The sequence below is a fragment of the Streptomyces sp. NBC_00690 genome (genome assembly GCF_036226685.1).
Classification (GTDB): domain Bacteria; phylum Actinomycetota; class Actinomycetes; order Streptomycetales; family Streptomycetaceae; genus Streptomyces.
In genome coordinates this window covers 7,982,152-8,008,113 of the sequence record NZ_CP109009.1, presented here as the reverse complement: position 1 = coordinate 8,008,113, position 25,962 = coordinate 7,982,152, and the positions used below count along the sequence as shown (strand labels likewise).

The window sequence follows — 25,962 nt, the reverse complement described above, 5'->3', positions numbered from 1 at the left end:
GACGAACGATCGCTCGGGGGCGAAGCCGCCGAACGCAACAGGGGGACGGGGGTGACGGAAGGGGAGCACGAGGGCCGACGCAGCAACTGTCCGCGTGGCGGGCCCGAGGTTCGTGCGAGATGGATCGGTACCGTTCACCATGGCTACTCCGGGGGGGGCGTCGGTGCCGTTGCCAACGCGGTGACGCGGCGGACGGCAGGGGTCGAACCGTGAGAAGAGGTTCAGACCTGACAACAGACGCGGGTGACCGCAGCCCGATACACGCCCGGTGGCGTGTTGGGGATGCAGGTCGGAGTGGTCATGAAACGATGATCGCCACAAGTCTCGGGCGGATGCAAGGAATTCCCGTTCGCGTCTCACGATCCGAGACGATGAGGGGTCCTGTATCCCCGACCGATGAGCCCAAATACCTTTCGCTGCACGTCAGTTGGGCTGCGTCGGGTCACCCGCCGTCCATCGAGAATTCACATTTGACCATCGCGCCCGTTGCACAACCATGCTGCGACTTGGGGCCGTTGAACCACCGGGGCGACGGAAGGGAACGTATCCGGCCTCCAACAGCCCCTGGGTACGGTCCTGTTGAAGACGGCGGGCGACCAGGTGGCACTGGCCGGTTCCACACAGCCGAAGGAGGAAGGGCGGGCACCGTCGAGAACACCCGGCCGCGACACCACACGCATCACACCGGAAGGCCCTCAGGCATCTTCACCCGACGGAACTCCTCGTCCAGCAGCCCGGCGAGCGTTGTCAGTTGCCGGCTGGTGCGGTCGGTGCGCCAGATCAGCCCCATCTGCGACGGCTCGTCCAGGCCGTCGACCGGCAGATAGCGCACATCGCTCCGGGTGGCCCGCTCGGCCAGCGGGCGGCAGACCAGCATGCCGTGCTCACCGGATGCGACGAGCGCGAGGCCCTCCTGGACGGTGGCGATCCCGGCGGAGGAACGGATGGCCGCACCCGCGGGTGTGGAACGGGGCACCCGGGCGGCCATCCAGTACTCGGGGGCGTCACCGATCGGGTGGACGAAGTCCAGCCCGGCCAGTTCCTCGATGTGTGCGCGCCCGGCGCCGGCCAGCGGGTGGGAGGCCGCGACGGCAAGCAACCGGTCCTGCGGCGGGAAACGGAAACCGGTGGTCAATGCCGCCTCACGGACGGGCAGTTCGACCACAGCGGCGTCGAGGCGGCCGGCGAGCACCGCCGAGAAGGGTGAACCCAGGGGAATCTCGCTCAGCACCATCATGACGTCGTGGTGGGCCCGCAGTTGCCGGAACGCCTCGGTGACCTCTTCGTAGACGCTGCCATGGAAGCCGACGCGCAGCTGGCACAGGGCGCCGCTGCCGGCGCGCTCACGAGCCCGGGTGAGCACGGTGGCCAGCTCCTCGTAGGCCGGGCGCACCTCGGTGACGAACTGCGCGCCGAATCGGCTGAGTCCCACACTTCGGCTGGTGCGGTCCACCAACCGGACACCGACCCGGCGTTCGAGGCCGGCGACGAGCTGGCTGACCCGGCTCTGGGAACAGCCCAGTCGGGCGGCGGTCCTACCGAAGTGCAGCTCTTCGGCCAGGACGAGCAGGCACTCGATCTCCTGAACGTGAACCTGATTCATCGAGTCCCCTTCCGGCACGCCTCATCGATTACTCTAGCTGATCGAACGGTGAGGAGATCGCTGTTGTTCCGGCCGTGCGGCGCTGCTTGGTTGGTCCCATGGTTTCGCATGCACCAGTCCAGAACACCGGCCCCGATTCGGATCACACCACGCCATGGCAATGGTTGGCGGTCGTGGTGTTGTCCTTGAGCACCTTCGTGGTGGTGACGTCCGAGATGTTGCCGGTCGGGGTGCTGACCCCGATGGCAGACGGCTTGGACATCAGTTCGGGGACTGCCGGGTTCAGCCTGACCGTCACCGGCCTGGTCACGGCCGTCACCGCCCCGGCGGTCCCACGTCTGCTGGGCGGGCTCGACCGGCGCGTGGTGTTGGCGGTGGCGATGGTGGTGCTCGCGGCAGGCAACGCACTGAGCGCCGTAGCAGAGGGCTTCGGCCTGCTGGTGGTGTCCCGGATCGTCCTGGGCATCGGGATGGGAGCGGTGTGGGGTTTGGCGGCTGCGGTGGCGACCCGGCTCGTGGCACCCCGCAACGCAGCGCTGGCGGTGTCCGCCGCTGTCAGCGGGGTCGCCGCCGCCTCGGTCGTCGGTGTGCCCCTGGGCACACTGATCAGCAACTCCTTCGGCTGGCGGGCCGCGTTCGCCAGTCTGTCCGTCGGCGCGGTGGTCCTCGCCGTCGGCCTGCTGGTGACGCTACCCCGGCTGCCCCGCCCATCCGCACCTGCCGGCACGGACGACCAGACCGGTCGCGAACCGTTGTGGCGTATCCCCTCGGTGACCGTCGGTCTGGCCCTGATCCTGTTCCTCGTCACCGCTCATTTTGGCGCCTACACCTATGTACGGCCGGTCCTTGAGGAGCGCACCGAGCTCTCGCCGGGTTCCGTCGCCCTCGTCCTGCTGGTCTACGGCCTCTTCGGGCTGATCGGCAACTTCGCCGCCGGCGCCCTCGCGGCTCGCCGTGCCCGGGTCACCGTGCTGGGCCTGACGGCCGGCATCGCCGCGTCGGTCGCCCTGCTCGCGCTCTTCAGCACCGTCCCCATTCTCACCGGCGTCAGTGTCGCCCTCTGGGGCCTGGCGTACGGCGGACTGTCGGTGGCCGGCCAGATCTGGATGACCCAGGCAGCACCGCATCGCGTAGAGCATGTGACCGGCCTCTACGTCGGTGTCTTCACCGCCGCCATCGCCCTGGGCGCCTTCCTCGGCGGCACCATCGTGGAATCGGCCGGCATCATCTCACTTCTGTGGGGTGCCGCCGGGCTCGCGGTCGTGGCCCTCGCCGTCGGCCTGTTCGGACCCCGACCGACCGGTAGTCCCGACCTGCCCGGCGACCCCAGCACATCGGAACGGCCATTGGAGAAGGCCGCCACCACGGGGGCCACCAAGCCGAATTCATGATCCGACGGACTCCGGGTCGTCCGGGTCGCCATGGAGATGCACCACGACGACCCGGGGGCTCAAGGAGGCCAGGGCCCGTCCTCGATGAGCGGCGTCCTGGAGGTCACCGCCTACTGTGTGGTGTCGGCCTGGCGGGCCGGCCTCACTTCAGGTGCCGGTCGTAGAACCGGTTCCCGTCCTCCACCTCGAACCACGGGGTGCCGACGTGCCCGCCCATGTTGGCGTGCAGTGTCTTCTCTCTGCTACCGAAGGCGTCGAACAGTTCCAGGGCTCGTTGCCGTGGGTTCCCTTCGTCGTCCCACTGCAGCAGCAACAACAGCGGAATGGTGACCCGCCGGGCCTCCTCGCGCTGGGCGCGGGGCACGAAACCCCCGGCGAAGAACCCGGCAGCCGCAATGCGCGGGTCGACCACAGCCAGCCGGATGCCGAGGGCCGTCCACCCCGAGTACCCGACCGGACCTCCGATCTCGGGCAGCGACAGGAGGGCATCCAAGGTCGCCTGCCAATCCGGAACGGCGTTGTCGACCAGCGGGCCGATGAAGGACTCGAAGATGTCGTCGACGGGATCGCCGGACTGAAACGCCCGACGCAGGTCGGCCCGGGCCTGCTCGTCGGCGGCCGACCGGGGACGGTCACCGCACCCTGCGGCGTCGATGGTGGCCACCGCGTATCCGTACGCCGTGGACCTCCGGGCCCGGGCCACCAGCCGGGATGCCGCCTTGGGCAGGCCGTTGTTGTGGGCCATCAGGATCAGTGGAGCGGGTTCGGCGCCAGGCGTCCACAGGGTTCCGGGGATCTCGCCGAGGGTGAATTCGCGCTCAAGGACGCCGTCGTCGAGACGCCGTTCAGAAGTGAAGTGCATGGTCGTGCCCTTTCGGGAGTGCTCTTGAACGGCGCTCCCGGACGACCTATCGCCCGACCGTGACCCCGGAGGGGAGCACCCATGTCGATACTGCGTTCACGGGTACCACCTCCTCGTTCTTTCGCACGGCCTCCGGGAAGGTAGCAGTGGTCGCTTCGGTCCGCCAACGGGTTTTCGCGAAGGCTCCGCGGGACCGACGGGCGGATGGCACTCGCGCTCCGTTGTGTCGTTCCGTGTGTCGATCCGTCGGCGGACAGGGCGGCTCAGTTGTGGTCGGTTGTGACTGCAAGGGGGATGGGTCAAACCCTCGGGTGGAGGGGTTGCTTCCGGCAGGTCCGCCATCGCTGTGGAGGTGCCGGGATGCGTCCGCTGCCGGAGTCCGGAAGAGTACTGGTCGGAGAATGGCGGGAATTCAGCGGTGGTAATCGGGCCCGTTGGGTGAGACTTACCCGGGGCCGGAAGCCCGGAGCACAAGCACCGGACAGCCCGGCGGCGACGCCCTCGCGCACTCTGCACGAGCTGCACCACGAGAACGGCAACACCGATAGCACCGGTCCGTACCACTGGTCCGAAGACGCGGCAGGTTCGCTTCGTTCCCGCCCTTCCCTCCGACAACCGCTCACGCGTGTCGGCAAGCCATGAGAGGAGTACGCCTCAGTGCCTCTTGGCAACCGATGTCCTGCTCCCTCTGCTGCTCCCGCAGTGTCCGTCGCATGGACCCGCCCTGGAGCACACTGCGTCGAGCAGTGAGCCGGTCGTTGTGATCGTTCTTCCCGGAGCCGCCGCCTGGCTGCTCCGGCTCTTGTGATCTTTCAGGAAGGTCTTTCTGTGTTCATCAGGAAACTGTCTCTCTTCAGTGCTGTCGTGGCCGCCCTCGCCTCCTTAGGCGTCGTGGCAGCCACCGGATCCGCGGTCGCCACGGTCTCCGGCGACGGGGACAACCGGATCGGGGTCCTCACCAACGGCGGTGACGCCTATGTGAAGGAAGGCGGCCTCAGGGCAGGCTGGATCCATGAGCTGGGAGACGTGAGACAAGTGGCCCTGTCGGGCAACCGGATCGGGGTTCTCACCAACGGCGGTGACGCCTATGTGAAGGAGGGCGGCCTCAGCGCAGGCTGGGTCCACGAACTCGCGGGCGTCAAGCAGATCGCTCTGTCGGGCGACCGGATCGGGGTGCTCACACACTCCGGCGATGCGCTGGTCAAGGAGGGCGGCCTCAGCGCCGGTTGGGTGCTGGAGGAAAATGGAGTCAAGGAGCTGGAGCTGTCAGGCAACCGGATCGGGATCGTGAAGCAGTCCGGCGAAGCCCTGGTCAAGGAGGGTGGGCTGAGCGCCGGTTGGGTCAGCGAACTCAACAACGTCGTCGGGATCGATCTCGCAGGCAATCGGATCGGGGTCCTCACGGGCAGTGGTGACGCCTATGTGAAGGAGGGCGGCCTCAGCGCAGGCTGGGTCCACGAGCTCGGCGGTGTGAAGCAGCTGGAGCTGTCGGGTAACCGGATCGGAGTGCTCACCGGTGGTGGTGACGCCTACGTCAAGGAAGGCGGCCTCAGCGCAGGCTGGGTCCACGAGCTCGGCGGTGTGAAGGAGCTTGCCCTCTCCTGACCTGGGGCAGCAGTACCCGGAACTGAAGGGTCGTGGTCCCGGGGCTTCGACAGCCTGATCCATTTGTGAGTGTCCCACCGCTCCCGTGCGGGAGCGGTGGGACATTGGTGGGCGTGGCGGCAGGGACGGTCAGAAGAAGTGGCGGACGAAGATGTCCGACTTGGCGTTGGTGTCGCCGGGCACGATGTCGTCGGCCGTGGATTGGAAGACCACATCGCGCCCACCTGCGCTGACCGCGTCAGTCCCGGCCGAGGCGGGCTGGTTCACAACGATCTCGTCGGTGCCCGTCGGCAGGTCCCGCAGTGTGAGTGAGGCGCCGCTCGTGCCATGCGGGGCGTACAGCAGATAGCGGCCGGTGGGATCGATGGCCACGCCCCTGACGTTCGACACCAGTTGGGCCGTGCCCGTGGCCACATCGTGGACGTAGGTGTCGGTGCCCGAGAGATAGACGGCTTTGGTGCCGTCGTCACTGAGTTGAACGAGTGTCGCTGCTACGGACGGGCCCTCGATCGGACCAGAGGTGGTACCGGTGGTCCGGTCCCATATGAAGACGTCCTCGGCCAAGCCGTCCTGGTAGGCGACGTAGCGGCCGTTGCCACTGATGGACGGCGTGGAGGGGCGGGTGTGGTTGAGGTCGGCGACGGTCTTCTTGGTGCCGTCCCAGTCCTGAACCTCGATGCGTTGGCCGGTCGCCGGCGGCCTGAAGAGGATGACCAGGGCGATGGAGCGGCCGTCCGCGGTCAGCGACGGCTGGTTGCAGCTGTGGGCCGAGCAGTTGGCGGAGGCCGTGGCTCCCGTGCTCACCTGATACTGGCGAATCCGAATGCCGTTCATCCACTGCAACGGATAGGCGACGTATCCACCGTTGCCGCTGATCACCGGGGGCTGGAGCGGGGCGTAGGACCCCATCCGATTGATCTGACTCGTCCGCTGGTCGCGGACATACACCCGGTCATCTCCTGTCGTACCGTCGGGAGTGAGGTTGCTCGCCGACGACGAGAAGACGATGTGGCGGCCGTCGGGGGTGATCGAGGCGCCGGCAGAGTTTTGGTCGGCCTGGGCGCCGCCAGCAGCAACGCTGATCCTCTCAACACCGGCTCCACCGTCACCCGCCGCTGTGGGCTGGGCGGAGGCGGCTCCGGGTAACACCGCCGTCACTGCACAGACCGCAACCGCCGTGCTCAGAACGGCCCTCATACGTCTGTTGGTGCTTCGGTTCGTGTTTCCCCTCATTCTTTCCCCCCAAGTAGGACACGGCCCCTCCTTCGTTTCCCTACCGAAGGAGCACATGCATGCAACCGCGACGGTGCTGTCCGGTCAATGCGCCACATGACCGGAAGGCGCGGTTCTGGCCATATGAGAACGGTCCCGGGAGCCGGCTGCGGGGAACCTCGCGGTGGGCGGCACTGCCTTTCCTGACGCTTCAGCAGCAGCCGTCCGGGGGGCCGAGGTGCGGGTCCGCCTCAGCTCGCCGGGGAGGGCAGAGGTCCGCAGTCTGCACACCGTGACACTGAAGGAGTCAAGGCGTCGCGGCCAGTTCCGCCCTGGTGCCCGGTGAGGCACCTGCCGGCGGGCCGCCCCCTGCCGGCGCAATCGGAGGCGGCCGACGGGGTGCGCCTTCGGAGGTGTCCGACGGGCCGCGGCACGACAGCGACGACGCCCCGGGGCGGCGACCCCGCGCGGGCTGCCGATCCGGCCGCTCCCCGACGTACCGGCTACTCGGCGACGTAGGTGAAACGCACCCAGCGGAACACCCTCAGTTCGCCACCCGTGTGAGGGACCGTCTGCGGCGACGGCTCCCAGTGCTCGTACCGATTGCCTTTGAGCACCTTGACCGTGGCCGTCTGGTCGACGACGAAGCGGATGCGCTCCCCTTCGGGCAGCAGCTCTGCCGGGCCACCGGTGAGTATGGCGTTGGGCCGGTTCTCGTACGTGTCTTCCACTTTTCCTCCAGCTCGGCTTGTCGGCACTGTCATCGGCGTGAGTGTCCGTGCGGCGGGAACGCTCCCGCCGCCGGTCAGAACGGTTGGGGGAGCGCCGCGCTCCGTACGGTCAGCCACTGCCACTGCGTGTACTCCTCCTGACTCTGGCGTGCACCGTGTCTGCTGCCGTTGCCGGAGGCACCACGGCCCCCGAAGGGCACATCAAACACCTCTGGATCTTCCCCGGCCAAGGCTCCCAATGGACCGGCATGGGACTCCACCTCGCCACCGAATCCCCCACCTTCGCCCAACGCCTCGACGAATGCGCACAAGCCCTCGAACCCCACACCAACTGGAAACTCCACGACGCCCTCAACAACCACCAACTCCTCCAACGCGTCGACGTCATCCAACCCGCCCTCTGGGCCATCATGGTCTCCCTCGCCCACCTCTGGACCACCCACGGCTCACATCAGTGGTGGCGGCTGGGGGCCCCTGTCGCGGTTGTTCGGCTCGGTCGTCGACCATCTGCACGCCGTGGAGACGGTGGTGGTGGACGACTCGGGCACCGCCCGCGCGGTGGTGGCCACCCGGGACCCGCAGGATCCGGCGCACGACCTCTGGTGGGCGCACACAGGAGCGGGGGGCGGCAACTTCGGTGTGGCAACCCGCTACTGGTTCCGCAGCCCGGACACCGAAGGCGACGAACCGGCCGAGTTGCTCCCGACGCCGCCAGCGCGGCTGCTGGTGGCACAGTTGCTGTGGCCGTGGGCCATGTTGGACGAGGTGAGTTTCTCCCGTCTGCTGCGCAACCACGGCGAGTGGCACGAGCGGAACAGCGGCCCCGACTCACCGTACGCCGGTATGTACAGCGTGATCGGTGCCACGCCCCGGGCGAACGGCGGCGTGGTCATCATGAGTCTGCAGATGGACGCGTCCCTCCCGGACGCGGAGGGTCTGCTGAGCGCCTACTTGGCGGCGGTCCGCGAAGGGACGGACGCGGAACCGGTCGTCCTGGAGCGGCGGGAACTCCCCTGGCTCCACACGACCACCTGGCCCGGAGTCTCGGACCGGGCGGACCACACCAAGCACGCGAAGTTCAAGTCGGCCTATCTGCGGGCGAGACTGTCGGACGATCAGATAGGCGCGGTCTACCGGAGTCTGACCACTCCGGACTACGCCAACATGACGGCCGGGATCATGCTGGCCTCCTACGGGGGTGCGGTGAACACCGTCGATCCGTCCGCGACCGCGATGCCGCAGCGTGACTCCATCATGCGACTGATCTTCGCGACCGAGTGGGACTCCCCCGAGGAGGACGACAAGCATCTGACCTGGGTGCGCGAGTTCTACCGGGATGTCTTCGCCGCCACCGGCGGGGTCCCCGCGCCCGGGGGTACAGGGGACGGCTGTCACATCAACTACGCCGACGCCGACGTCGCCAACCCGGAGTGGAACACCTCCGGTGTGCCGTGGCACAGCCTGTACTTCAAGGACAACTACCCACGGTTGCAGGCAGCCAAGGCGTGTTGGGATCCTCGGGACGTGTTCCGTCACTCCCTCTCCGTACGGTTGCCCGACCAGGAGGCCGGGGAGCGGACGGAGGAGGGGGCCGGCTGATGGCCGTGCGCACGGCGGCGACCTGGGGGCTTTTCGCGGCCTGGACGCTCCACGAGGCGGAGGAAGCGGCCGTCATGGCGCGGTGGCTGCGGCAGAACCTGCCCCGACTCCAGGAGCGGTTTCCCAGGGTGCGGCAGGAGACCTGGGACCGGCTGCGCGACGATATGACGCCCGGCCGGGTCCGTACCGCGATCGGCCTGATGGGGTTGGTCATGGCCGCCGCCGCGGCCGACGGCCACCGCACCGGGGGGCGATCCCGGCTCTACCAGGCGGCGCTGGCCGGATACGGGTGGCACGGTCTCATCCACCTCGGGCAGAGCCTTGCCCTCCGGGGCTACACGCCGGGGGTGGCCACCGCGCCTGTGGTGGTGCTGCCGTTCTCCCTGTGGGCCTGGCGGGAACTCCTGCGGTCGGACGTCCCGCACGACCTGGGACGGGCCAGCGCGGCGGCTGCCGTGCTCTTCCCGGTCGGTCTGGCAACGGCGCACGTTGTCGCCAAGGCCGTCCTGAGCAAGGAGAGATCCGGGTCGCAGCATGGGCGGATCGCTCGCGGGAGCCGTCCACGCTGACCGGATCGCTGCCGGTACGCGGACCGGCAGCACCGCCGTCATGGCGGCCGCGCCTTCCTGGCACGGCCGCCATCGCCACCACCGGGGTCCCGCCCCGTACTGGCGGTTGTGGACACGAACGGGTATGGGCACGGGTACCGGCGAGAGCAAGGTCCGCGGAGTTGAGCGTCACGCAGGTGGTCGAGCACGACGACCATGTCGCCAGGCCCACCCGGTCACGCCGTGGGTCCCGGGGCACCCTGCTGGGTCAGTCCGTCCGTCGAGGGCTCGGGCACTCTGCCGAGCGCGTCCCGGAAGTGCTGCTCCGAGCGATCCATGCCGAGCCATTCCGCAAGCGTCTGCCAGACCGCGGAGTAACCCACGCACAGGTTGTGGACCGGCTTCGGCTTCAACCAGGCCACGCCATTGGCCGTCGCCCTGCTGAAGCTCTCCTGCCCCTCCTCCATCTTCAACCTGTGGGTTTCGTTTCCTTGCAAGTCCTTCTGAAGGTCCCGCAGAGTCACCTGAACATGCCTGCTGTCGTCCTTCGCCATCCCCCGCGAAAGCATCGACGGAGGGAAGCCGGGCGTGACCGGCAGTACCGGGTGGCTGTTGCGGACGGCAGCGATGAGCTCCACGCGGTCCTCCCAGTGGCCCAGTCGGTTGGGGTCGGTCACCTTCTTCACGGAATCCCAGATGAGGCATTCGCCCTGGAGCCATTCCGCCGCGACCCGGATGTCGAAGCTGGACTCCATCCCGCGCAGGGCCCACACCCTTTCCATCACATGGGCCGCCTCCTGGAGGAGCCGGTGGTCGTAGGCCCTCATCTGTGCCTCGGTCCAGTTGTCCGGAGGCGTTTCGGCCGGGATCTCCACCCCTGGATATGCGGTGAGTTCAAAGCGCTGGAACAGCGGGTCCTTCCGGAGATATGCCAGATCCGGGTCCTCATGGGCCATCCAGGTCCGCTCGATCGTCGCGAAGTCGCCCCGGGGAAGCAGAACCGCTTGCTCAAGTTCCTCGACGGCGAACTTCACATGCAGCTCCCTCCTTCCTTCCCTTCGCTGTCTCTCTTGCTCTGTCTCCTCGTCCCCTTCGCGGTTGGCGGTGACGTTGGCGGTGGCGCTGCCCGCCTTCAGGGCAACGGCGTGCACGCAGGCGCTGTTGTAGCGGGTCAGCCAGTCGCTGCGGCGGCACAGCGGTAGCACGCGACGCAGTAGTACCAGTCGACTCCGCGCCCTGTTGATCAGGTCTGCGAGTTCCCGCGGAGCGATGTCCGTACTCACCGAGGGACCGGTGCGCCAGCGGTAGCCCTGGGACGGGTCGAGGTTGACCGAATGATGCGAGCGGGCGTGTTCGAGGGACCAGGCGAGTCGGAGGGGTGCCCACACGATCTGGTTGATCCGGAAGGCCCCTCTGGTCACGCTCTGCCGCGGTCCGAGGTAACTCTGCACACTGGAGAACGGTGACAGGAGCCGGAAGACGCTCTCCACTCGTGCGGGCCAGTAGAGGCCGGCGAGCCGTGCCCACCGGTCGTCGGCTGCCAGCCGGTTCGTCTCCTGCATCGAGGCCCGCTGGAAGACCAGGCGCACCAGTTCCTCATCGAGGGAGGACGCAACGGTCGTACGGTCGGGATGCGGCTTCAGCGCACAGGTGAGCCACTTCTCCTCGGTGCCGCTCGGTACGAGTCCGATCGCCGCTCTCCAGTAACGGTTCGCGATGAGGCCCGCCAAGCGCCCGCGCGTGCCGTCGTCCCGGACCTCGCCCGTGTCGAACCACTGTTTCGTCGTTTCCTCGGACGTTCCCAGGATGACGGCGTTCCTGTACCGCAGACCGAGCACCTCGCGGTAGCGGTGAGGGTGGAACAGATAGCGCAGCCGGCGCCAACTAGGAGCCCACGGCCGCAGCCACAGTCGTTTGGCGTACTGCCCGGTGGTCTGTCCATCAAGAGTGAGGGCCCGCTGACAGGTCTCCAGCGCGTCGATGTGCAGCCCCATCTTCTCCTGGACCTCCGCCAACTCGCTGCGCAGATGGGGGTTCTCCGGGTCGAGCGCGATGGCGTCGTAGTAGCGGGACAGCGCCTCGTGGTAGCGGCCCGCCCGGCTCAGCTCGTTGGCGTTCTGGTACGACGCGTACAGCTCGGGGCTGAGCTCGCGCCCCCACCACCTCCGCCACGGAGGTTGCCTCCCGGCACGGGTGACCGGAAGGAGTGTGCTGATCACCCAACAACCCACCTTGCGGATGACCTCGTCCCAGTCGTTTCCCCACAGCGTGGTCGAACGGGACCCGCCGAACACGTACGCGGTGACGGTCACGGTCATACCCAACCGGTCCGGCTCCTGCTCCCGGATCCGGAGCACACCGCCGACCCGGTACGCGAGCTTGGGCCGGAGCCGGCTGAGCAGGCGCGGTATGGCGCTGCCGAGCGACTTGGCACCGAGCTCCACATCGCCGACCAGCTCAAGAAAGCTCATGGGCGGTGATTCAGCCGGCAGCGTCGTCGGTGCGTACATGCTGCAGTCGGACAACTGCTGGCGCAGTTCGGCGGTGAGATCAGTGGCGGAGTGGGTGAGAGACCTCGGCGGTGTGGCGTCGATGAGCTCCTGGACATCCACCGGGCCCGGCTTGTAGGCGAGGAACGCCCGCGTTGCCCGCCAGTAGAGGTACAGGACCAGGAGGGCCACCGCGAGGAACCCGAGTCGCTGACCGAGGATGAGGCCGCCGTCGGGGTCGAACACCTGGCCGAGGCCACCGCACACCCGGGCCAACCAGCCGCTGATGCCCCAAACCCAGTCACCACCGCTCCACGCCTCGTGGCCCTTTCCCGCCAGGGTCAGGAGAGCGAGCAGCGCAGCGGTCCCCACTCCGCTCCACACCCACCACGCGATCCGTCTCGGGGCGGGGAGCGCGGATGTCAGCGCGGTGTCGTTTTCCCTTCGCCGATTGACCATCGAGAACTCCGGATGGGAAGAAATCCCCCGAAATCCCTCCTCCAGCGTAGCGGTGATTGGCCCGGCGGGCAGGACGAGGGTCTACGGAACGATCGGAAGAGGGCCAGCCGAGACCCTTTTCGTACGGTGAGAATGGCGCCCTGCTGCGGAGGCGGCGCAACGAGCACCGTACGAGACACTCCCAACCACGCTATCGACGCCCTCGGCGTTGGGAACGAGGGCCCAGCAGTCCGCAAGAACACAACGCGTTCTGTGCGTGTCGGTGGGCTCGTGCTCATTGGCCCTCGGTTGTACGGCAAGGGTCGGTAGCCTGGGCACATGGTCAGCACTTTTGGGGTGAAGCTCGGCGCCAAGGCCGCACGCCTGCTGGCTCGGCTCGGGCACACCGAGATCCGCCCGGGCCTGACGGAGCAGGAGTTGACCGACGTCGAAGCGCGGTTCGGGTTCGAATTCGCCGACGACCACCGCGCCTTCCTCGGGGTGGGGCTGCCCACGGGGGGAGGCTGGCCCGATTGGCGCTCTGTCAAAGCCGCCCAGCTTCACACCTGGCTCGACCGGCCTGTTGAGGGTGTGATCTTCGCGGTCATGGAGGCGGGCTACTGGCATCCGAGTTGGGGCACACGTCCTGCCGGACGGGCAGACTCCGTGGCCAATGCAAGGACGCGCTTGGCGTCAGTACCGCGGCTGGTTCCGATCTATTCGCATCGCTACCTGCCCGCAGGCCGGGCAACATTCGCCCACCCGGTGTTGTCGATCCGCGGCGGCGACATCATCCCCTACGGATACGACCTCATTGACTATGTGCATCAGGAGTTCGGCCGCCCGCAGGACAGAACGGATGGGGAGCGACGGGTCGTTGCCACCACAGCAACGTTCTGGGCGGACTTCCTGTCCTGGTCGAACCAAGAAGGGTGAAGAGGACCCTGCAGTGCGCTTCGGCACGGATGGGCCATGAGCACCGCATCACCGGGCCCCTGCGGACGGGTCAGTGCGCGAGGTGCCCCCGCTGGTCGGTGCCGGGGCAGCGGGGGCTCGGGGCCGGCTGACGCCCCGAGCCACCCGTCGGGCCCTGGTCCGACGATTTTCTGACGAGCAGTCAGGGCCCGTCCCAGCCAAAGAGCACGGCGTCAGATCTTGATCGTCGGGCTGTAGTAGGTGTCGGCGGTGATCTGCCATCCGAAGGCATAGTCCCTCAACCCGCCGGGGCAGGTGATCGTGCCGGAGAGGTAGCCGCCGCGCGCCGAGAGGTTCTTCTTCAACTCATAGACGCGCTGGCCCGAACTCCCCTGGCACGTCACACCGAACCGCCCCTTGACGGCCTTGTTCGTCTTGTTGACGAAGTTGACCCGAACCTTGTTCGCGGCGACCTTCTCGATGCACCGCGAAATCTTGGCGCCTGAGCAGTGCCAAACACCGGTGGCGGCAGCGGCACGAGGTGCAGCCTGGGCTTCAGCGACGGTGACGGACGCCCCCATCAGCGCTATGGCGCTGACAGTCGTGGCCATCATGCGAGTTGCAGTCTTCACGTTTCCCCGTAACTTTCTGAGGGTGAACAGAACGGCTTCGACAGAAGACTCCGCGCCAAGGCTGGAATCAACCGTCGACCCGAACGAGTTAATCATGGCGGCTGACCTCATCGCGATCATGTTTCCATGCTGCGGCTGGGCCTCCTCCCGACGGGCCTGAAGGTCCGCAGGGCTCCATGACACCGGTCATGGAGCCCTGCGGTGGTGAGGGAATCGTGGGCGCTGGCCGCCTCGTTCACGTCGATGGCCAGACTCTGGGCCACCTCGGCCGCGAGAAGGCAGACGCATTCCTGTACCGCGGAGTCGGAGGTGATGCGTTCGTCGAGGTTCTCTATCAGTGCTTCTGGGGGGATAGCTATCGATCGATGTCGACGTGAACTCCGCGCAGTTGCAGCCGGGCTTTGAGGAATTCCATCTCCGACAAGGTCCCCACCAGGCCATCGCGGCCCAGCTCCCCCACCAGCTCACGAGCGCGCGACAACGAGACCGCTGAGACCTCCCGAATGACCTTCAACACCGGGACAAGGCCGGGAACCGGAGCGACCAACCGGAGTCGGACGGGTCCGTGCGCCGCAAGGAGAGCCTCCCGGACGTCATCAGGCGCTGGTCCCCGACCCGCGTGTTCGCACAGGTGGGCGCCGCAGGATCCGCAAGAAAGCTCCGAGTCCCACCACAGCTCATCGTGAAGGACGAACTGGTTCACCTGGCGCACCGCCATGCTGCCGCACTCGCACCGCGATGAGGTCTTCGCCGTCTGACCAGTCACCCAGGCCCCCTAACCTCCCACTCCCACAGCAGATCCCCGCCGCAGAAGACACAGAGACCACAGGCGAAGTCCACCTCCCACACGATATCGACACGCTCCACGTGGGATCTCGGTGCCGCTGTCGACCCGTGCGAGCGCTGGCCCGCCCCGCGCTGCCCACCATTCTGCTGAATCCGAGAGCGGACACAGCCCACCCCATCCCTTCTGGCAGCTCTTGACCGGGATCTGCGACCTGCCTGTCCCCGATGTCTGGGGTGCCGAAGAGGCGTCCGTGCCCGGGGGCGGGACTCCGAGGTGGGCCGCGGGGGTGGTTGTGTCCGTGCTCCGGGGTGCGCTAGCGGGTGAGGTCGAGGGCGGCTCGGATGATGCTGTCGGTGTCGATCCGGTGGTAGCGGTAGACCTCCTCCAGCGAGCCGGACTGCCCGAAGCCGGTGACCCCCAGGGTGCGCAGCGGCACGTGGTGGATGGTGGAGAGGAACGCCAGTGTGTGGGGGTGTCCGTCCAGGACGGTGACGAGCGGGGTTGCCCGGTCGGCGGGGAAGACCTGGTCGAGGATCCAGTCGGGGGCGTCGTCCTGTCCGAGGCGGGAGTTCAGTGCCCTGAAGATCAGTCCCGGACTGGTCACGCAGACCACGTCCGTGGCGATTCCCATCAGGCGCAGTCGCTCGGCTGCGGCGAGGGCTTCGGTCACCATCGCACCCATGGCGGCGATGGTGACCTCGGCGCCCTCGCAGCGCAGAAGGGGATAGGCACCCGCGACGACCTGCTGCCTACGGCGTTCGCGGGCGGCCGGGTCCGTGGGCACGACGGCCAGGTTCTGATCGACCGGACGGGTGGAGAGCCGCAGATAGGCGGAGGTGCCATCAGGCCGTCCCAGCCTGGCGAGGGAGGCCAGCAGCGTCCACTCCGTGTCGATGGCGAAGGCCGGTTCGTAGGTGACGCAGCCGGGTTGTTCCACACCGAGGGACGGAGTGGTGATGGACTGGTGCGCCCCGCCCTCGGGTGCGAGGGTGACACCGGATGGAGTGCCGACCAGGATCGACTGGCCGCCTGCGTAGATGCCGAAGGACCATGGTTCCAGGGCCCGTTGGACGAAGGGGTCGTACATCACCCCGATCGGCAGCAGGGGCTCGCCCCAACGGCTCCAGGTCGCGCCGAGCTCTCCGAGCAGCCCGACCAGGTTGGTTTCGGCGATGCCCAGTTCGATGTGTTGCCCGGTCGGCTTCTCGCGCCAGTGCAGGATGGTTTCTGGATCGTCGGCGAACCAGTCCGTACGCTCCCCTGCGGACCAGACTCCGACCTTGTTCACCCAGCCGCCCAGATTGGTCGACGAGCTGACGTCCGGGCTCACGGTCACCACCCTGCGGGCGGCTTCCGGTGCGGACCTGGTCAGATCGAGCAGCACACGGCCCAACGCCGCTTGGGTGGTCGCCGTGCCCGCCGGAGTGCGGCCGATGTCGAGAGGGAGGGCGGGCGGGGTCACCGGAGCCGGGTCGTCACGGTGCAGACGCGTCGCGGCGTCCGAGCAGAGCCGTCCCGCCGCGGAATCAGGCGCGAAACCGGTCCAGGGCTGGTCGAGGTCCGTCCCGACCCGGTCAGCGAGTTCCCGCATCTGCCGCTCCGTCAGCAGTGAGGAGTGGTTCTGCGGATGGCCCTGGGACGGCAGGCCATAGCCCTTGACGGTGTAGGCGAGAAGAACGGTGGGTCGGCTGTCGTCGATCTCGGACAGGGCCGTGTCCAGCGCGGACATGTCGTGCCCGCCCAGGTTGCGCATCGCGTCGGTCAGCAGTGCGTCGTCGAGTTGGGCCAGCAGGTCGGCGATCCGGTCGGCGTCCGGCCCGGTTCCCGGCAGCCGCTCGCGCAGCTCGTCCGCAGGGCAGCGCAGCAGTCGCTGGTACTCGGGATTGGACATGCTGTCGATCCGGGAGCGCAGGGCGTCCCCTCCGGGGCGGGTGAACAGCTCTTCGAGCAGCGTGCCGTACTTGAGTGTGAGGACCTGCCAACCCGCTGCCGCGAACATGCTCCGGAGCCGGTCCGCGGCGATGTTCGGAACGACGCGGTCCAGGGACTGTCGGTTGAGGTCCACGATCCACACCAACTCGCCCAGTTCAGCGACCTGTGGGTCGAGCACCGCCTCCCAGACCGCTCCCTCGTCGAGCTCGGCATCTCCCACCAGGGCGAACTGCCGGCCCTTGAAGCCACCGTCGCCGGACTGGTCTGCGTACCGGCGGGCCAGGGCCCCCCAGATCGTGGCCGTGGCGCCGATGCCGACCGAGCCGGTGGAGTAGTCAACCGGATCAGGATCCTTCGAGCGGCTCGGATAGCTCTGCAGTCCGCCCCAGGCGCGCAGCGTCGGGAGGTACGAGGCGTCCAGTTCGCCGAGGAGGAAGTTGATGGCGTGAAGCACCGGGGAGGCGTGCGGTTTGACCGACACCCGGTCCTCAGGACGCAGGTGGCGAAACCACAGTGCGGTCATGATGGACACCATCGATGCGGACGACGCCTGGTGGCCGCCCACCTTCAGACCCGATGAGTTGGGCCGTACCCGGTTCGCGTGGTCGACGATCGCGCTGGCAAGCCACAACACACGATCTTCGACCTCACCGAGGGTGGCGAAGGGATCGGTGGCGGAACGCCGACGGGTCTCAGCTGCAGTGGACATGGGAAACGGGCCTCCTCACGCCCGGCGCCCCCGTGAAAAGGGAGGCACCGTGCTGGAAAAGAGAGAAAGGGGGGCGTGTGGCAGACACACGGAGCAGAACTGCCCCGGGGCGGGTCGGACCGACCGGGTCACAGTCGGTGCAGCGCTCCCAGGATGGTGCAGTTGTTGCATTGAGGACATCACCACATCAGAATGTGCACAAGGTCCTGCCAGGAAATTGAGCAGAATGCCCAATCGCCGGCCTTCATCCTTCTCGAAAGGCAGCATCGTGCCCAAGCCCGAACGGATCGATCCCACCGACGCCCGTCTGCTGTTGGCGCTCACCGAGCACCCCCGTGCCACGACCGTCGCACTCGCGGAACAGAGCGGGTTGAGTCGCAACACCGTTCAGGCCCGTCTGGCCTCGCTCGACCGGAACGCCACGCTGCGCTCCTTCGCACGTCGGGTCGATCCTGCGGCCTTGGGCTATCCCCTGACCGCCTTCGTGACCACCCAGGTCACCCAGCGCCGGTTGGACGAGGTCGCACGGGCTCTCGCGGCCGTCCCCGAAGTGCTCCAGGTGTACGGCCTCTCGGGCGAGACCGATCTGCTCGTGCACGTCGTCGCCACCGACGCAGACGACCTCTACCGTGTCGCGGGTCAGATCCTGGGCATTCCCGGCGTGGAACGCACCAACACCGCCCTCGTGATGCGCCAACTCGTCGACTACCGGTTGACACCGCTGCTGCGGCGGGCGGCGGAGCGTTAGCCTCGCGCGGCCATGCAGGTCAGGACGGGCCATCAGACGGGCTGATGGTGAGGGACAAGGGCGCCCGGCCCATCGAACTCGCCGGTGGGGAGAACCACATTGGACCGAGAAGACGGCTGAGCCCGGCAAAGTCGCCCCGGCCGGGTGTGTCGAGCGGTGACGCCGACCGGTCACCACACGCCCGCGCACTCGGCCGGCGCACACTCTGTCGAACCGGATCGCCGACGCCGGTGACCGGGGCAAGGCCGGATCGGACGGTCGGTTCAGGCCACCGCTGCACAACGCTGTGCCGCTTTCATCGTCGCATGGCCCAGCCGGGTGAGATCGTCCTCGGTGAACCGGTAGCGGGGCATCGACACGGTGATCGCCGCCGGAGTGATGCGATCACCGTTCGGGATGACCGCAGCTACGGTGGCCACATCGGGCTCCACCTCCCCGATGCACACGGCGAATCCGCGCTCACGCACCTCTGCCAGTTCCTCGATGAGCGCGGCACGACTCGTCAGGGTGTCCGGTGTGATCACGTCCAGTTCCTCGCACGGGAACATGGCCTTCACCCGATCTTCGGACAACTGCGCCAGCACGGCCCGTCCACCGGCGGCGGCGTAGCCCGGCACACGGACCCCGACGCGGGAGCCGACGCGCAGCGCCCGTGAGCTCTCGACCGCGTCGATGATCAGCATGTCCGGGCCGGACAGGATCACGAGGTGCGCCGACTCCTGGACCTCGACCACCAACTCCTCCATCACGGGCCTGGCGATCGCCCGGATGTCGAGGTTGTTCAGCGCGGCTGCCCCGATGTCCAGCAGCCGCGGGCCGGGGACGTACGCGCGTGTAACCGGATCCTGTTGGGCGAATCCATGTAGCTGGAGCATCTCCAGCAGTCGATGGGCCGTCGACCGGGCGGTCCCGATCCTTCGGCCGGCATCAGCGACCCGGATCGCCCGCTCCTCGGCGAGGACGCACAGCAGGCGCAGGGCCTTGTCGACGGAACCGATCGGGTAGTTCGGGGTCAACGTATCCGTCTCCTTGGCTGGCGCGATCATTCGATGCTCCTCCAGGCGTCCGATGTCACAAGCTACGGCGCCGAGTGTAGAGGCGGCCTCGCCATCAGGGGCGAGCGAGTTGCATGTCCGGCAATTCGGTCCACAACACTCCGGCAAATCCAGGCACAGCACTCTTGACAGCGTCGTAACGACGCGAACATATTGTTCTGTGTCACAGTCTCATGTTCTGTATTGCAGAACATTAGCAGACTGACCCACCGCCCACAGGAGGGGTCCTGGGATGAAATCTGCTCTGCACCGGTGCACGGCGGTCACGGCATGACGGCAGCGCGCACGCTGTTGCGAGGCGGCCGGATCGTGTCCATGGATCCGACCGTCGGTGACCTGATCGGCGACGTACTCATCGAGAACGGAACGATCGCCGCGATCGGCCCCGATCTGGCGATCGCCGAAGGCAGCGCCGACATCGTCGATGCCTCACGGCACATCGTGCTCCCCGGCTTCATCGACTCACATCGCCATCTGTTCCAGGCGCTCATGCGCGGATTGGCGGCCGACTGGTCCCTGTTCCAGTACTTCACAACGATGTTCGGGATGCTCGGCCCGCATATGACGCCGGAGCACATGTCCCTGGGCACCGCCCTCGGTGCCTACGACTCCCTCGACTCGGGAGTCACCACCGTCTTCGACTACTCCCACAACCAGTCTTCGCCCGAGCACACCGACGAGGCCGTGCGCGCGCTGCAAGCCAGCGGCATCCGCGCGGTGTTCGGCTACGGCGGAGCGATGTCCGAACAACTGGAAATCCTCTCGCCCCCGTTCACCAGCACCACTCCCAGCAACGAGGCCGAGATCCGCCGGGTGCGCAGTCGATACTTCTCCTCCGACTCGGGGCTCGTCACCATGGGTCTGGCGGTACGCGGACCGGACTCCTCGCCCCTGGACGTCGTACGGGCCGATTTCGCACTCGGCCGCGAACTGGGGCTGCGGATCAACACCCACATCGGTATGGCGGTGCTCGATCCGCAGGGCCGACCCAATGTGACCCGGCTGCACAGGGCGGGGCTCCTCGGCGACGACCTGATCTTCGGTCACTGCAACCTGCTCACCGATGAGGAGTTCCGGCTGATGGCCGACGCCGGCGTATCGGTGTCGGTGACCCCCGAGGACGAGTCCGCCATGGGACACGGCTGGCCGCCGATCACCCAGCTACTGAAGGCAGGCATCAGGCCGAACATCGGCATCGACACCTGTATGGCCGTCGGCGGCGATCCGTTCACAGCGATGCGCTTCGCACTGGCAGTGCCGCGCGGCCTGGCCAACCAGCAGTCGCTGGAGAACGGGGCCAACCCGTGGCAGCTCGAACTATCCGCGCGGGACGTGCTCGAATTCGCGACCATCGAGGGCGCCCGCGCATTGGGAATGGAGGATGTCACCGGCAGCCTCACCCCGGGTAAGCAGGCCGACATCGTCATGATCCGCACGGATCACATCTCGATGACTCCGGTCCTCGACCCGGTCGCCTCGATCGTTCACCACGCCAGCCGTCAGACCGTAGACACCGTCTTCGTCGCAGGCCGGGCCGTCAAACGCGGCGGCGCACTCATCGCGGCCGACGCGGCAGGGATCAGCCGGCGGGCCGTCGACACCGTCGGTGAGCTGCTGGAGGCGGCCGGCGTCACACCCGGGTGGGCTCCACCGCCACCTCCGCACCCGGGGGACCACTGACGATCCGGTACGCCCCCTCGACCGCACCCGGCTGGAGCCGGTGACCCACCTCGGAACCGCGAAGGATCGACCCACTCCATGCGCATCGCACTCTTCGACCAGTACCGCATCGGCATCGTCGACGGCGCCTCAGTGCGTGACGTCACCGACGTCGTCGACAGCCGATGGCACGGTACTCCCTATGTGATCAACCAGCTGATCGAGCACTTCGACGAGCTCAAAGAACCGCTGCGCACAGCGCTGGCCTCGGCGCCGGAGCGCTCGCTCGCCGAAGTGACCCTGCTGCCGCCGATCCCGCGTCCGGGACAGGTGCTCGCAGCACCGGCCAACTACCATGCGCACGTCGCCGAGATGACCGACTCGCAGTATCGACCGACCAACCAACAGGCCCTGCGGTCGCCCAGTGACGTGGGTTTCTTCGTCAAGAGCTCCGCATCGATCTCAGGGCCGGCCGACGCGATCGAACTGCCCCCCATGCCCGGCCGTGCCTTCCACCACGAGGTGGAACTGGGGATCGTCATCGGCAAGCCCGCCCGGGGCGTACCCGCCGAGCAGGTGACCGACCACATCTTCGGCTACCTCATCCTGCTGGACCTGACCCTGCGCACCGAGGGCGAGCGGCAGGAAGAACGGACGATGCGCAAGTCGTTCGAGACCTTCACACCGATCGGCCCGTTCATCGTCACCGCCGACGAGGTGACCGACCCCAGCAACCTCGGCCTGAGGTTGTGGGTCAACGACGAACTGCGCCAGCAGGCCAACACCCGCGACCTGATCGTCGGTATCGACGACCTGATCGAGCAGGCGAGCAGCGTTGTGACGCTGCGGCCGGGCGACATCTACGCGACCGGGACGCCGGAGGGAGTCGGCCCGATCGAGGCGGGCGATGTCGTACGTGCCGAGATCGACGGGCTGGGCGAACTGAGCCTTCCCGTCGTGACGCGCAAGTGGTGAACCCCCTCAGCGCAGGTGCCGGACGGAGAAGTCAGAAGGAGACAAGATGATGCAGACCAGCACGGACAGTACGACGCCCGACATCGACGTGGAGCAGTACTACGCGGGCCTCGACTCGTTCAGCGTCGAGCCGCTGTGGCGCAACACCGACCCACGACTGCTGCCGACCGAGCCGAAGAGCCGTGCACTGCCGCACGTCTGGCGGTACGACGATGTCCGCGCCCAACTGATGACCGCGGGCCAACTGATCAGCGCAGAGGAGGCGGAGCGACGTGTCCTGATGCTGATCAACCCCGGGTTGGCCAAGAAGGTGGAGACCGCGAACAACCTCTACGCGGGGATCCAGTTGGTGCTGCCGGGCGAGATCGCACCGATGCACAAGCATGCCGCTGCTGCCTTCCGGTTCGTCATCGAAGGCTCGGGCGCCTACACCGCAGTGGATGGCGAGCGCGCGCATATGCACCCCGGCGACATCGTGCTCACCCCCTCCTGGGCCTGGCACGACCACGGCAACTTCACCGACGAGCCGGTGGTGTGGATGGACGGGCTCGACCTTCCACTGATCAACAAGCTCGAAGCGAACTTCTTCGTCGACGGCCCGGACCGCGTCCAGGAGGAGTTGCGTTCCGCGGACTCGACCGAACGTCTCTATGCCAACAGCAGGCTCAACCCGGCCTGGCAGACGTGGGACAAGCCGTACTCGCCCGTCATCAACTACCCCTGGAGTCAGACAGAGCAGTTGCTCAAGGCCGCCCTCGACGACTGGAGCGGCTCGCCCACCGACGGCGTCATCTTCGAGTTCACCAACCCCCACAGCGGCGGTTCCATCATGCCGACCATGGGCGCCTACATCCAGGCGCTGCCGGCCAGGATGCACACCGAGGCGCATCAGCACACCAGTAGTGTGATCTACCACGTGGTACGCGGCCGGGGGCGGACGATCGTGGACGGCGAGGTGCTGGACTGGTCCGAACACGACACCTTCACGGTGCCGGGATGGTCGGTGCACGAGCACATCAACACCGAGAACGAGCCGGCGATCCTCTTCTCGCACACCGACATCCCGGTGCTCAAGGCCCTCGGCTTCTACCAGGAGCGGACATGCCAGCGGCAGGGGTGACCGTCACCCAAGACCACCCGGGGAGACCCCTATGACAAGCTCCACAGCACGAAATGACTATGCGCGGGACCGCGCGGCGATCGAGGACACCGTCGCGGCCTTCGTCCTCGCGCTGGACGCCCGGGACATCAAACGCGCAGTGGGATGCCTGGCCGAACGGGTCACCTGGAACTACGAGTCCGTCACCGGTCGCCCCGCCACCGTACTCGGCCCCGAAGAGCTAGAAGCCCGATGGAACGCCACCATCGTGCACACCGATGCCTCACAGCACTTCCTGTCACTGCCCCACATCAGCACCGAAGGCGACCACGCGACCTGCATCGTGCACGCCCGGGTCGAGATGCGACTGGCGAACCCCGGTGGCAGCCCCTACACGGCGACCAACGGAACGTACACCTTCGGCCTGGTCCGCGCCGGGTCCGGGTGGCTGCTCGACTCGGTGACGATGGGGCTCCTGTGGACCGACGGCAACCCGCGCATCATGGAGTTGGCAGCCGAAAAGGGCCAGCAGCGATGACCGCGGCGATGCCGAACCCCACTGCGGGCTCGCTGAACAAGCAGTTCTTCGTGATCTTCTCCGACCCCGGACCCCGACCGGAAGAACTCGTCGCTCACATCCCTGCACACCTGGCCTACCTCACCGGGCTGGAAAAGCAGGGCGCGCTCCTGATGTCGGGGCCGTTCCTCGATGCGACGGGCAACCCCGGGCCCAACGGCATGCTGATCGTACGGGCCACGAGCACCGACGCCGCCGCCGCCCTCGCCGCGGCCGATCCCTTCCACAGCAGCGGCGCCCGGTCGTTCCGGATCGAGGAGTGGCAGGTGCACCAAGGGCGTATTGAAATCGCCGTCGACTTCTCGGACCGCAGCTACCACCTGCGCTGATCGCAACCCCAACCCTCGCGCGAACGGCGCACCTAGCAAGGAGACACCTGGTGACGACCCAAGGCTCCGACCTCACTGTCGGTCTTATCGCCCCCGGCAAGATCGGCCTGCCGTTCGCGGCGAACCTCATCGCCGACGGCTACTCCGTGTGGGGCTATCGACGCAGTTCGATGGCGGACTTCGAGGCCATCGGCGGCAAGGCGGCCACTTCCGCGAAGGAGGTCGCGGAACGCGCCGACATCATCTTCACGTGCGTGACCTCGGCAGACGCACTCGACGATGTGATCAGCGGTGAACACGGGCTGCTCGCCGCCGGTCGGTCCGACCTGCTCGTGGTCGACATCGGAGCGATGGCGCTGAGCCGCAAGGAAGCCGCTCGCGACGTCCTGGCGGCTGCGGGCATCACCATGCTCGACGCTCCGGTCAGCGGCACCCCGCCGATGGTGGCAGAGCGCAAGGGAACAGTGTTCGCCAGCGGCGAGGCGAGCGCACTCGAACGGGTCCGTCCGGCGCTCGAAGCCCTGGGCAGGGTCATCGCCACCGGCGAGTTCGGCTCGGGCTCCAAGATGAAGTTCGTCGCCAACACACTGACGTTCGTCCACATCACGGCCGCCGCGGAGGCGATCGCCCTGGCAAAGGCCGTGGGCCTGGACACGCAGTTGGTCATCGACACGATCAAGCCGTCCGCCGCGGCGTCGACGATGTTCAACGTACGCGCGCCGATGATGGCCGAGGGTCAGACCCGTCCCGTGAAGGGAACGGTCTCCGGTGCGGTCGAGGTGGCCGAGGCCATCATGGCCACCGCGGCCGAAGTCGGTGCGGCGATGCCGCTCCTGGGCACCGTGCACCGGATCTGTGAAGCCGCCTGCGCACAGGGCTACGGCGAGGAGGACATCGCCGTCCTCGTCGCGGTGCTGGAATCCGAGTCGGCCGATGCCATCGCCGGGGGCCTCGCGCCCGTGGGCAGTACCCGCTGAGCCGACCGTATCGCCCCCCAAAAGACCACTACGAGCAGCCCCAGCACTCCCCAGCATCCTCAGACAGCTCAGACAGCTCAGACAGCTCAGAGACTGAACCCAACACCGATTGGAGCCGCACGATGTCTGTCGACACCGAAGCCGAACCGATGCAGATCCCGCGACCGGTCGAACCCGTCACCAAGCCGAAGGGTCTGGGCATCTACCGTACCGGCCATGTCGCGCTGTTCAGCCCCGACCCGGCGGCCTCGGCCGAGTACGCGGTCAGTCACCTGGGCTTCCAGCACGCCGGGCACGACGACGCAGGCCGCTATTACCTGGCGGGCCACGGGCCGGACGCCTACTCGCTCGTCTACACGCCGGGTGTGAGCGGCCTGGAGACCATCTCCTACATCGTCACCGACGACGCGGCGTTCGAGGAGGCCGCCTCCATGCTCGCGAAGGCCGGCGTCGACTTCACACGCAATGACGAGATCTCGCAGTTCCGCCCAGGATCCACCTTGAGCTTCCGGACCCCTGCCGGCCACCCAATCGAGCTCAGGACCGGCTTCGTACCAGACGTACCGGTGGCCGCTTCGACCCGGCGGCCGTCCGTGGCACCGGCGCCGATCGCCTCCGACCACGTGGTGCTGCGCACGGTCGACATGGACGGCGAAATCGAGTACGTGAAGACGAACCTGGGTCTGATGGAGAGCTCTCAGATCCAACTGCCCGACACTTCACCACTGATGGCCTTCTTCCGCGGCAGCAAGCTCTACCACTGCATGGCGCTGGCACGCGCCGAGGTGAACGGGCTGCACCACGTGCAGTTCACGGTCAAGGACGCCGCCGCAGTGTTGGAGGCATCGGAGGTGATGACGAAGAACGACGTCGAGATCCTGTGGGGTCCGGTGCGCCACGGTCCCGGTCACAACGTGGCGATCTACTTCCGCGACCACGTCGGGCACATTCTGGAGTTCTCGTCGGAGGAGATGACGATCCTCGACGATGAGAACTACTCACCGACGCACTGGTCGGTGACCGATCCCCGCTCCGCTGACGAATGGGGCACCTTCCCACCGGAGAGCTTCAAGTAGCCTCCGGTACCCGT

22 protein-coding genes and 1 pseudogene are annotated in these 25,962 nt (G+C 67.4%); 14 read left to right on the top strand and 9 right to left on the bottom strand.

Annotation, left to right across the window (positions count from 1 at the left end):
- Positions 1 to 679: 679 nt before the first annotated feature.
- Positions 680 to 1,603, bottom strand: coding sequence for a LysR family transcriptional regulator (locus OID54_RS34575; protein WP_329026094.1), 924 nt, complete (start codon positions 1,601 to 1,603; stop codon positions 680 to 682).
- Between the two features lie 176 nt (positions 1,604 to 1,779).
- Here OID54_RS34575 and OID54_RS34570 point away from each other — a divergent pair, with 176 nt between their 5' ends.
- On the top strand, positions 1,780 to 2,994 hold the full coding sequence (locus OID54_RS34570) for an MFS transporter (RefSeq protein WP_329027955.1): 1,215 nt from the start codon (positions 1,780 to 1,782) through the stop codon (positions 2,992 to 2,994).
- A 142-nt stretch (positions 2,995 to 3,136) separates the two neighbouring features.
- On the opposite strand, the gene OID54_RS34565 is transcribed toward OID54_RS34570, so the two are convergent.
- Positions 3,137 to 3,856, bottom strand: a complete 720-nt coding sequence (locus OID54_RS34565) for an alpha/beta hydrolase (RefSeq protein ID WP_329026092.1) — start codon at positions 3,854 to 3,856, stop codon at positions 3,137 to 3,139.
- Positions 3,857 to 4,747: 891 nt separating this feature from the next.
- Between OID54_RS34565 and OID54_RS34560 the strand changes: the two genes are divergently transcribed.
- Positions 4,748 to 5,461, top strand: a complete 714-nt coding sequence (locus OID54_RS34560) for a peptidase S1 (protein WP_329026090.1) — start codon at positions 4,748 to 4,750, stop codon at positions 5,459 to 5,461.
- Between the two features lie 129 nt (positions 5,462 to 5,590).
- Here the strand turns inward: OID54_RS34560 and OID54_RS34555 are convergent, their stop codons facing one another.
- The gene (locus OID54_RS34555) at positions 5,591 to 6,658 is read right to left on the bottom strand and encodes a hypothetical protein (RefSeq protein ID WP_329026088.1); all 1,068 of its coding nucleotides are present in this window, start codon (positions 6,656 to 6,658) and stop codon (positions 5,591 to 5,593) included.
- Between the two features lie 518 nt (positions 6,659 to 7,176).
- Positions 7,177 to 7,404: a DUF5988 family protein gene (locus tag OID54_RS34550; protein ID WP_329026086.1), complete on the bottom strand. Its 228-nt coding sequence runs from the start codon at positions 7,402 to 7,404 to the stop codon at positions 7,177 to 7,179.
- Positions 7,405 to 7,652: 248 nt separating this feature from the next.
- Here OID54_RS34550 and OID54_RS34545 point away from each other — a divergent pair.
- From OID54_RS34545 to OID54_RS34535, 3 genes and pseudogenes are all read left to right on the top strand, one after another.
- Positions 7,653 to 7,796, top strand: a pseudogene (locus tag OID54_RS34545) (acyltransferase domain-containing protein); the annotation flags it as partial.
- A 91-nt stretch (positions 7,797 to 7,887) separates the two neighbouring features.
- On the top strand, positions 7,888 to 9,003 hold the full coding sequence (locus OID54_RS34540) for a BBE domain-containing protein (RefSeq protein ID WP_329026085.1): 1,116 nt from the start codon (positions 7,888 to 7,890) through the stop codon (positions 9,001 to 9,003).
- A complete protein-coding gene (locus tag OID54_RS34535; protein ID WP_329026083.1) occupies positions 9,003 to 9,572 on the top strand; it encodes an HXXEE domain-containing protein in 570 nt (189 codons plus the stop codon). Before OID54_RS34540 ends, OID54_RS34535 begins: the two co-directional genes overlap by 1 nt.
- Before the next feature lie 215 nt (positions 9,573 to 9,787).
- Here the strand turns inward: OID54_RS34535 and OID54_RS34530 are convergent, their stop codons facing one another.
- The gene (locus tag OID54_RS34530) at positions 9,788 to 12,412 is read right to left on the bottom strand and encodes a tetratricopeptide repeat protein (RefSeq protein ID WP_329026081.1); all 2,625 of its coding nucleotides are present in this window, start codon (positions 12,410 to 12,412) and stop codon (positions 9,788 to 9,790) included.
- Positions 12,413 to 12,817: 405 nt separating this feature from the next.
- Here OID54_RS34530 and OID54_RS34525 point away from each other — a divergent pair, with 405 nt between their 5' ends.
- The gene (locus tag OID54_RS34525; RefSeq protein ID WP_329026080.1) at positions 12,818 to 13,414 is read left to right on the top strand and encodes a hypothetical protein; all 597 of its coding nucleotides are present in this window, start codon (positions 12,818 to 12,820) and stop codon (positions 13,412 to 13,414) included.
- Between the two features lie 212 nt (positions 13,415 to 13,626).
- Here OID54_RS34525 and OID54_RS34520 read toward each other — a convergent pair whose 3' ends face one another.
- The 3 genes from OID54_RS34520 to OID54_RS34510 all read right to left on the bottom strand — a co-directional run bounded on the left by OID54_RS34520 (position 13,627) and on the right by OID54_RS34510 (position 17,453).
- Entirely contained in the window at positions 13,627 to 14,145 is a 519-nt protein-coding gene (locus OID54_RS34520) for a hypothetical protein (RefSeq protein WP_329026078.1), read from the bottom strand.
- A 235-nt stretch (positions 14,146 to 14,380) separates the two neighbouring features.
- Positions 14,381 to 14,542, bottom strand: coding sequence for a hypothetical protein (locus tag OID54_RS34515; RefSeq protein WP_329026076.1), 162 nt, complete (start codon positions 14,540 to 14,542; stop codon positions 14,381 to 14,383).
- Positions 14,543 to 15,125: 583 nt separating this feature from the next.
- Positions 15,126 to 17,453, bottom strand: coding sequence for a transketolase-like TK C-terminal-containing protein (locus OID54_RS34510; protein ID WP_329026074.1), 2,328 nt, complete (start codon positions 17,451 to 17,453; stop codon positions 15,126 to 15,128).
- A gap of 268 nt (positions 17,454 to 17,721) precedes the next feature.
- Here OID54_RS34510 and OID54_RS34505 point away from each other — a divergent pair, with 268 nt between their 5' ends.
- Complete coding sequence (locus tag OID54_RS34505) at positions 17,722 to 18,201, top strand: Lrp/AsnC family transcriptional regulator (RefSeq protein ID WP_443055737.1); 480 nt, start codon at positions 17,722 to 17,724, stop codon at positions 18,199 to 18,201.
- A gap of 263 nt (positions 18,202 to 18,464) precedes the next feature.
- Here OID54_RS34505 and OID54_RS34500 read toward each other — a convergent pair whose 3' ends face one another.
- Entirely contained in the window at positions 18,465 to 19,247 is a 783-nt protein-coding gene (locus OID54_RS34500) for an IclR family transcriptional regulator (RefSeq protein ID WP_329026070.1), read from the bottom strand.
- 279 nt (positions 19,248 to 19,526) lie between these two features.
- Here OID54_RS34500 and OID54_RS34495 point away from each other — a divergent pair, with 279 nt between their 5' ends.
- From OID54_RS34495 to OID54_RS34465, 7 genes are all read left to right on the top strand, one after another.
- Complete coding sequence (locus OID54_RS34495) at positions 19,527 to 20,936, top strand: amidohydrolase family protein (protein ID WP_329026068.1); 1,410 nt, start codon at positions 19,527 to 19,529, stop codon at positions 20,934 to 20,936.
- A gap of 78 nt (positions 20,937 to 21,014) precedes the next feature.
- The gene (locus OID54_RS34490; RefSeq protein ID WP_329026066.1) at positions 21,015 to 21,890 is read left to right on the top strand and encodes a fumarylacetoacetate hydrolase family protein; all 876 of its coding nucleotides are present in this window, start codon (positions 21,015 to 21,017) and stop codon (positions 21,888 to 21,890) included.
- Positions 21,891 to 21,936: 46 nt separating this feature from the next.
- On the top strand, positions 21,937 to 23,010 hold the full coding sequence (locus tag OID54_RS34485) for a cupin domain-containing protein (RefSeq protein ID WP_329026064.1): 1,074 nt from the start codon (positions 21,937 to 21,939) through the stop codon (positions 23,008 to 23,010).
- A 31-nt stretch (positions 23,011 to 23,041) separates the two neighbouring features.
- Complete coding sequence (locus OID54_RS34480) at positions 23,042 to 23,527, top strand: nuclear transport factor 2 family protein (protein ID WP_329026062.1); 486 nt, start codon at positions 23,042 to 23,044, stop codon at positions 23,525 to 23,527.
- On the top strand, positions 23,524 to 23,895 hold the full coding sequence (locus OID54_RS34475) for a YciI family protein (protein WP_329026061.1): 372 nt from the start codon (positions 23,524 to 23,526) through the stop codon (positions 23,893 to 23,895). Before OID54_RS34480 ends, OID54_RS34475 begins: the two co-directional genes overlap by 4 nt.
- A 50-nt stretch (positions 23,896 to 23,945) precedes the next feature.
- Positions 23,946 to 24,872 carry an NAD(P)-dependent oxidoreductase gene (locus OID54_RS34470; RefSeq protein ID WP_329026060.1) on the top strand — a complete coding sequence of 309 codons (927 nt, stop codon included), beginning with the start codon at positions 23,946 to 23,948 and terminating at the stop codon, positions 24,870 to 24,872.
- 122 nt (positions 24,873 to 24,994) lie between these two features.
- On the top strand, positions 24,995 to 25,948 hold the full coding sequence (locus tag OID54_RS34465) for a VOC family protein (protein ID WP_329026058.1): 954 nt from the start codon (positions 24,995 to 24,997) through the stop codon (positions 25,946 to 25,948).
- Positions 25,949 to 25,962 lie beyond the last annotated feature (14 nt).

Excerpts from the sequence above, each read along its gene's own strand:
- OID54_RS34575 (WP_329026094.1), bottom strand. The coding sequence starts at position 1,603 with ATGAATCAGGTTCACGTTCAGGAGATCGAGTGCCTGCTCGTCCTGGCC.
- OID54_RS34565 (WP_329026092.1), bottom strand. The coding sequence starts at position 3,856 with ATGCACTTCACTTCTGAACGGCGTCTCGACGACGGCGTCCTTGAGCGC.
- OID54_RS34555 (WP_329026088.1), bottom strand. The coding sequence starts at position 6,658 with ATGAGGGCCGTTCTGAGCACGGCGGTTGCGGTCTGTGCAGTGACGGCG.
- OID54_RS34535 (WP_329026083.1), top strand. The coding sequence starts at position 9,003 with ATGGCCGTGCGCACGGCGGCGACCTGGGGGCTTTTCGCGGCCTGGACG.
- OID54_RS34525 (WP_329026080.1), top strand. The coding sequence starts at position 12,818 with ATGGTCAGCACTTTTGGGGTGAAGCTCGGCGCCAAGGCCGCACGCCTG.
- OID54_RS34520 (WP_329026078.1), bottom strand. The coding sequence starts at position 14,145 with ATGATCGCGATGAGGTCAGCCGCCATGATTAACTCGTTCGGGTCGACG.
- OID54_RS34510 (WP_329026074.1), bottom strand. The coding sequence starts at position 17,453 with ATGTCCACTGCAGCTGAGACCCGTCGGCGTTCCGCCACCGATCCCTTC.
- OID54_RS34500 (WP_329026070.1), bottom strand. The coding sequence starts at position 19,247 with ATGATCGCGCCAGCCAAGGAGACGGATACGTTGACCCCGAACTACCCG.
- OID54_RS34495 (WP_329026068.1), top strand. The coding sequence starts at position 19,527 with ATGACGGCAGCGCGCACGCTGTTGCGAGGCGGCCGGATCGTGTCCATG.
- OID54_RS34490 (WP_329026066.1), top strand. The coding sequence starts at position 21,015 with ATGCGCATCGCACTCTTCGACCAGTACCGCATCGGCATCGTCGACGGC.
- OID54_RS34485 (WP_329026064.1), top strand. The coding sequence starts at position 21,937 with ATGATGCAGACCAGCACGGACAGTACGACGCCCGACATCGACGTGGAG.
- OID54_RS34480 (WP_329026062.1), top strand. The coding sequence starts at position 23,042 with ATGACAAGCTCCACAGCACGAAATGACTATGCGCGGGACCGCGCGGCG.
- OID54_RS34475 (WP_329026061.1), top strand. The coding sequence starts at position 23,524 with ATGACCGCGGCGATGCCGAACCCCACTGCGGGCTCGCTGAACAAGCAG.
- OID54_RS34465 (WP_329026058.1), top strand. The coding sequence starts at position 24,995 with ATGTCTGTCGACACCGAAGCCGAACCGATGCAGATCCCGCGACCGGTC.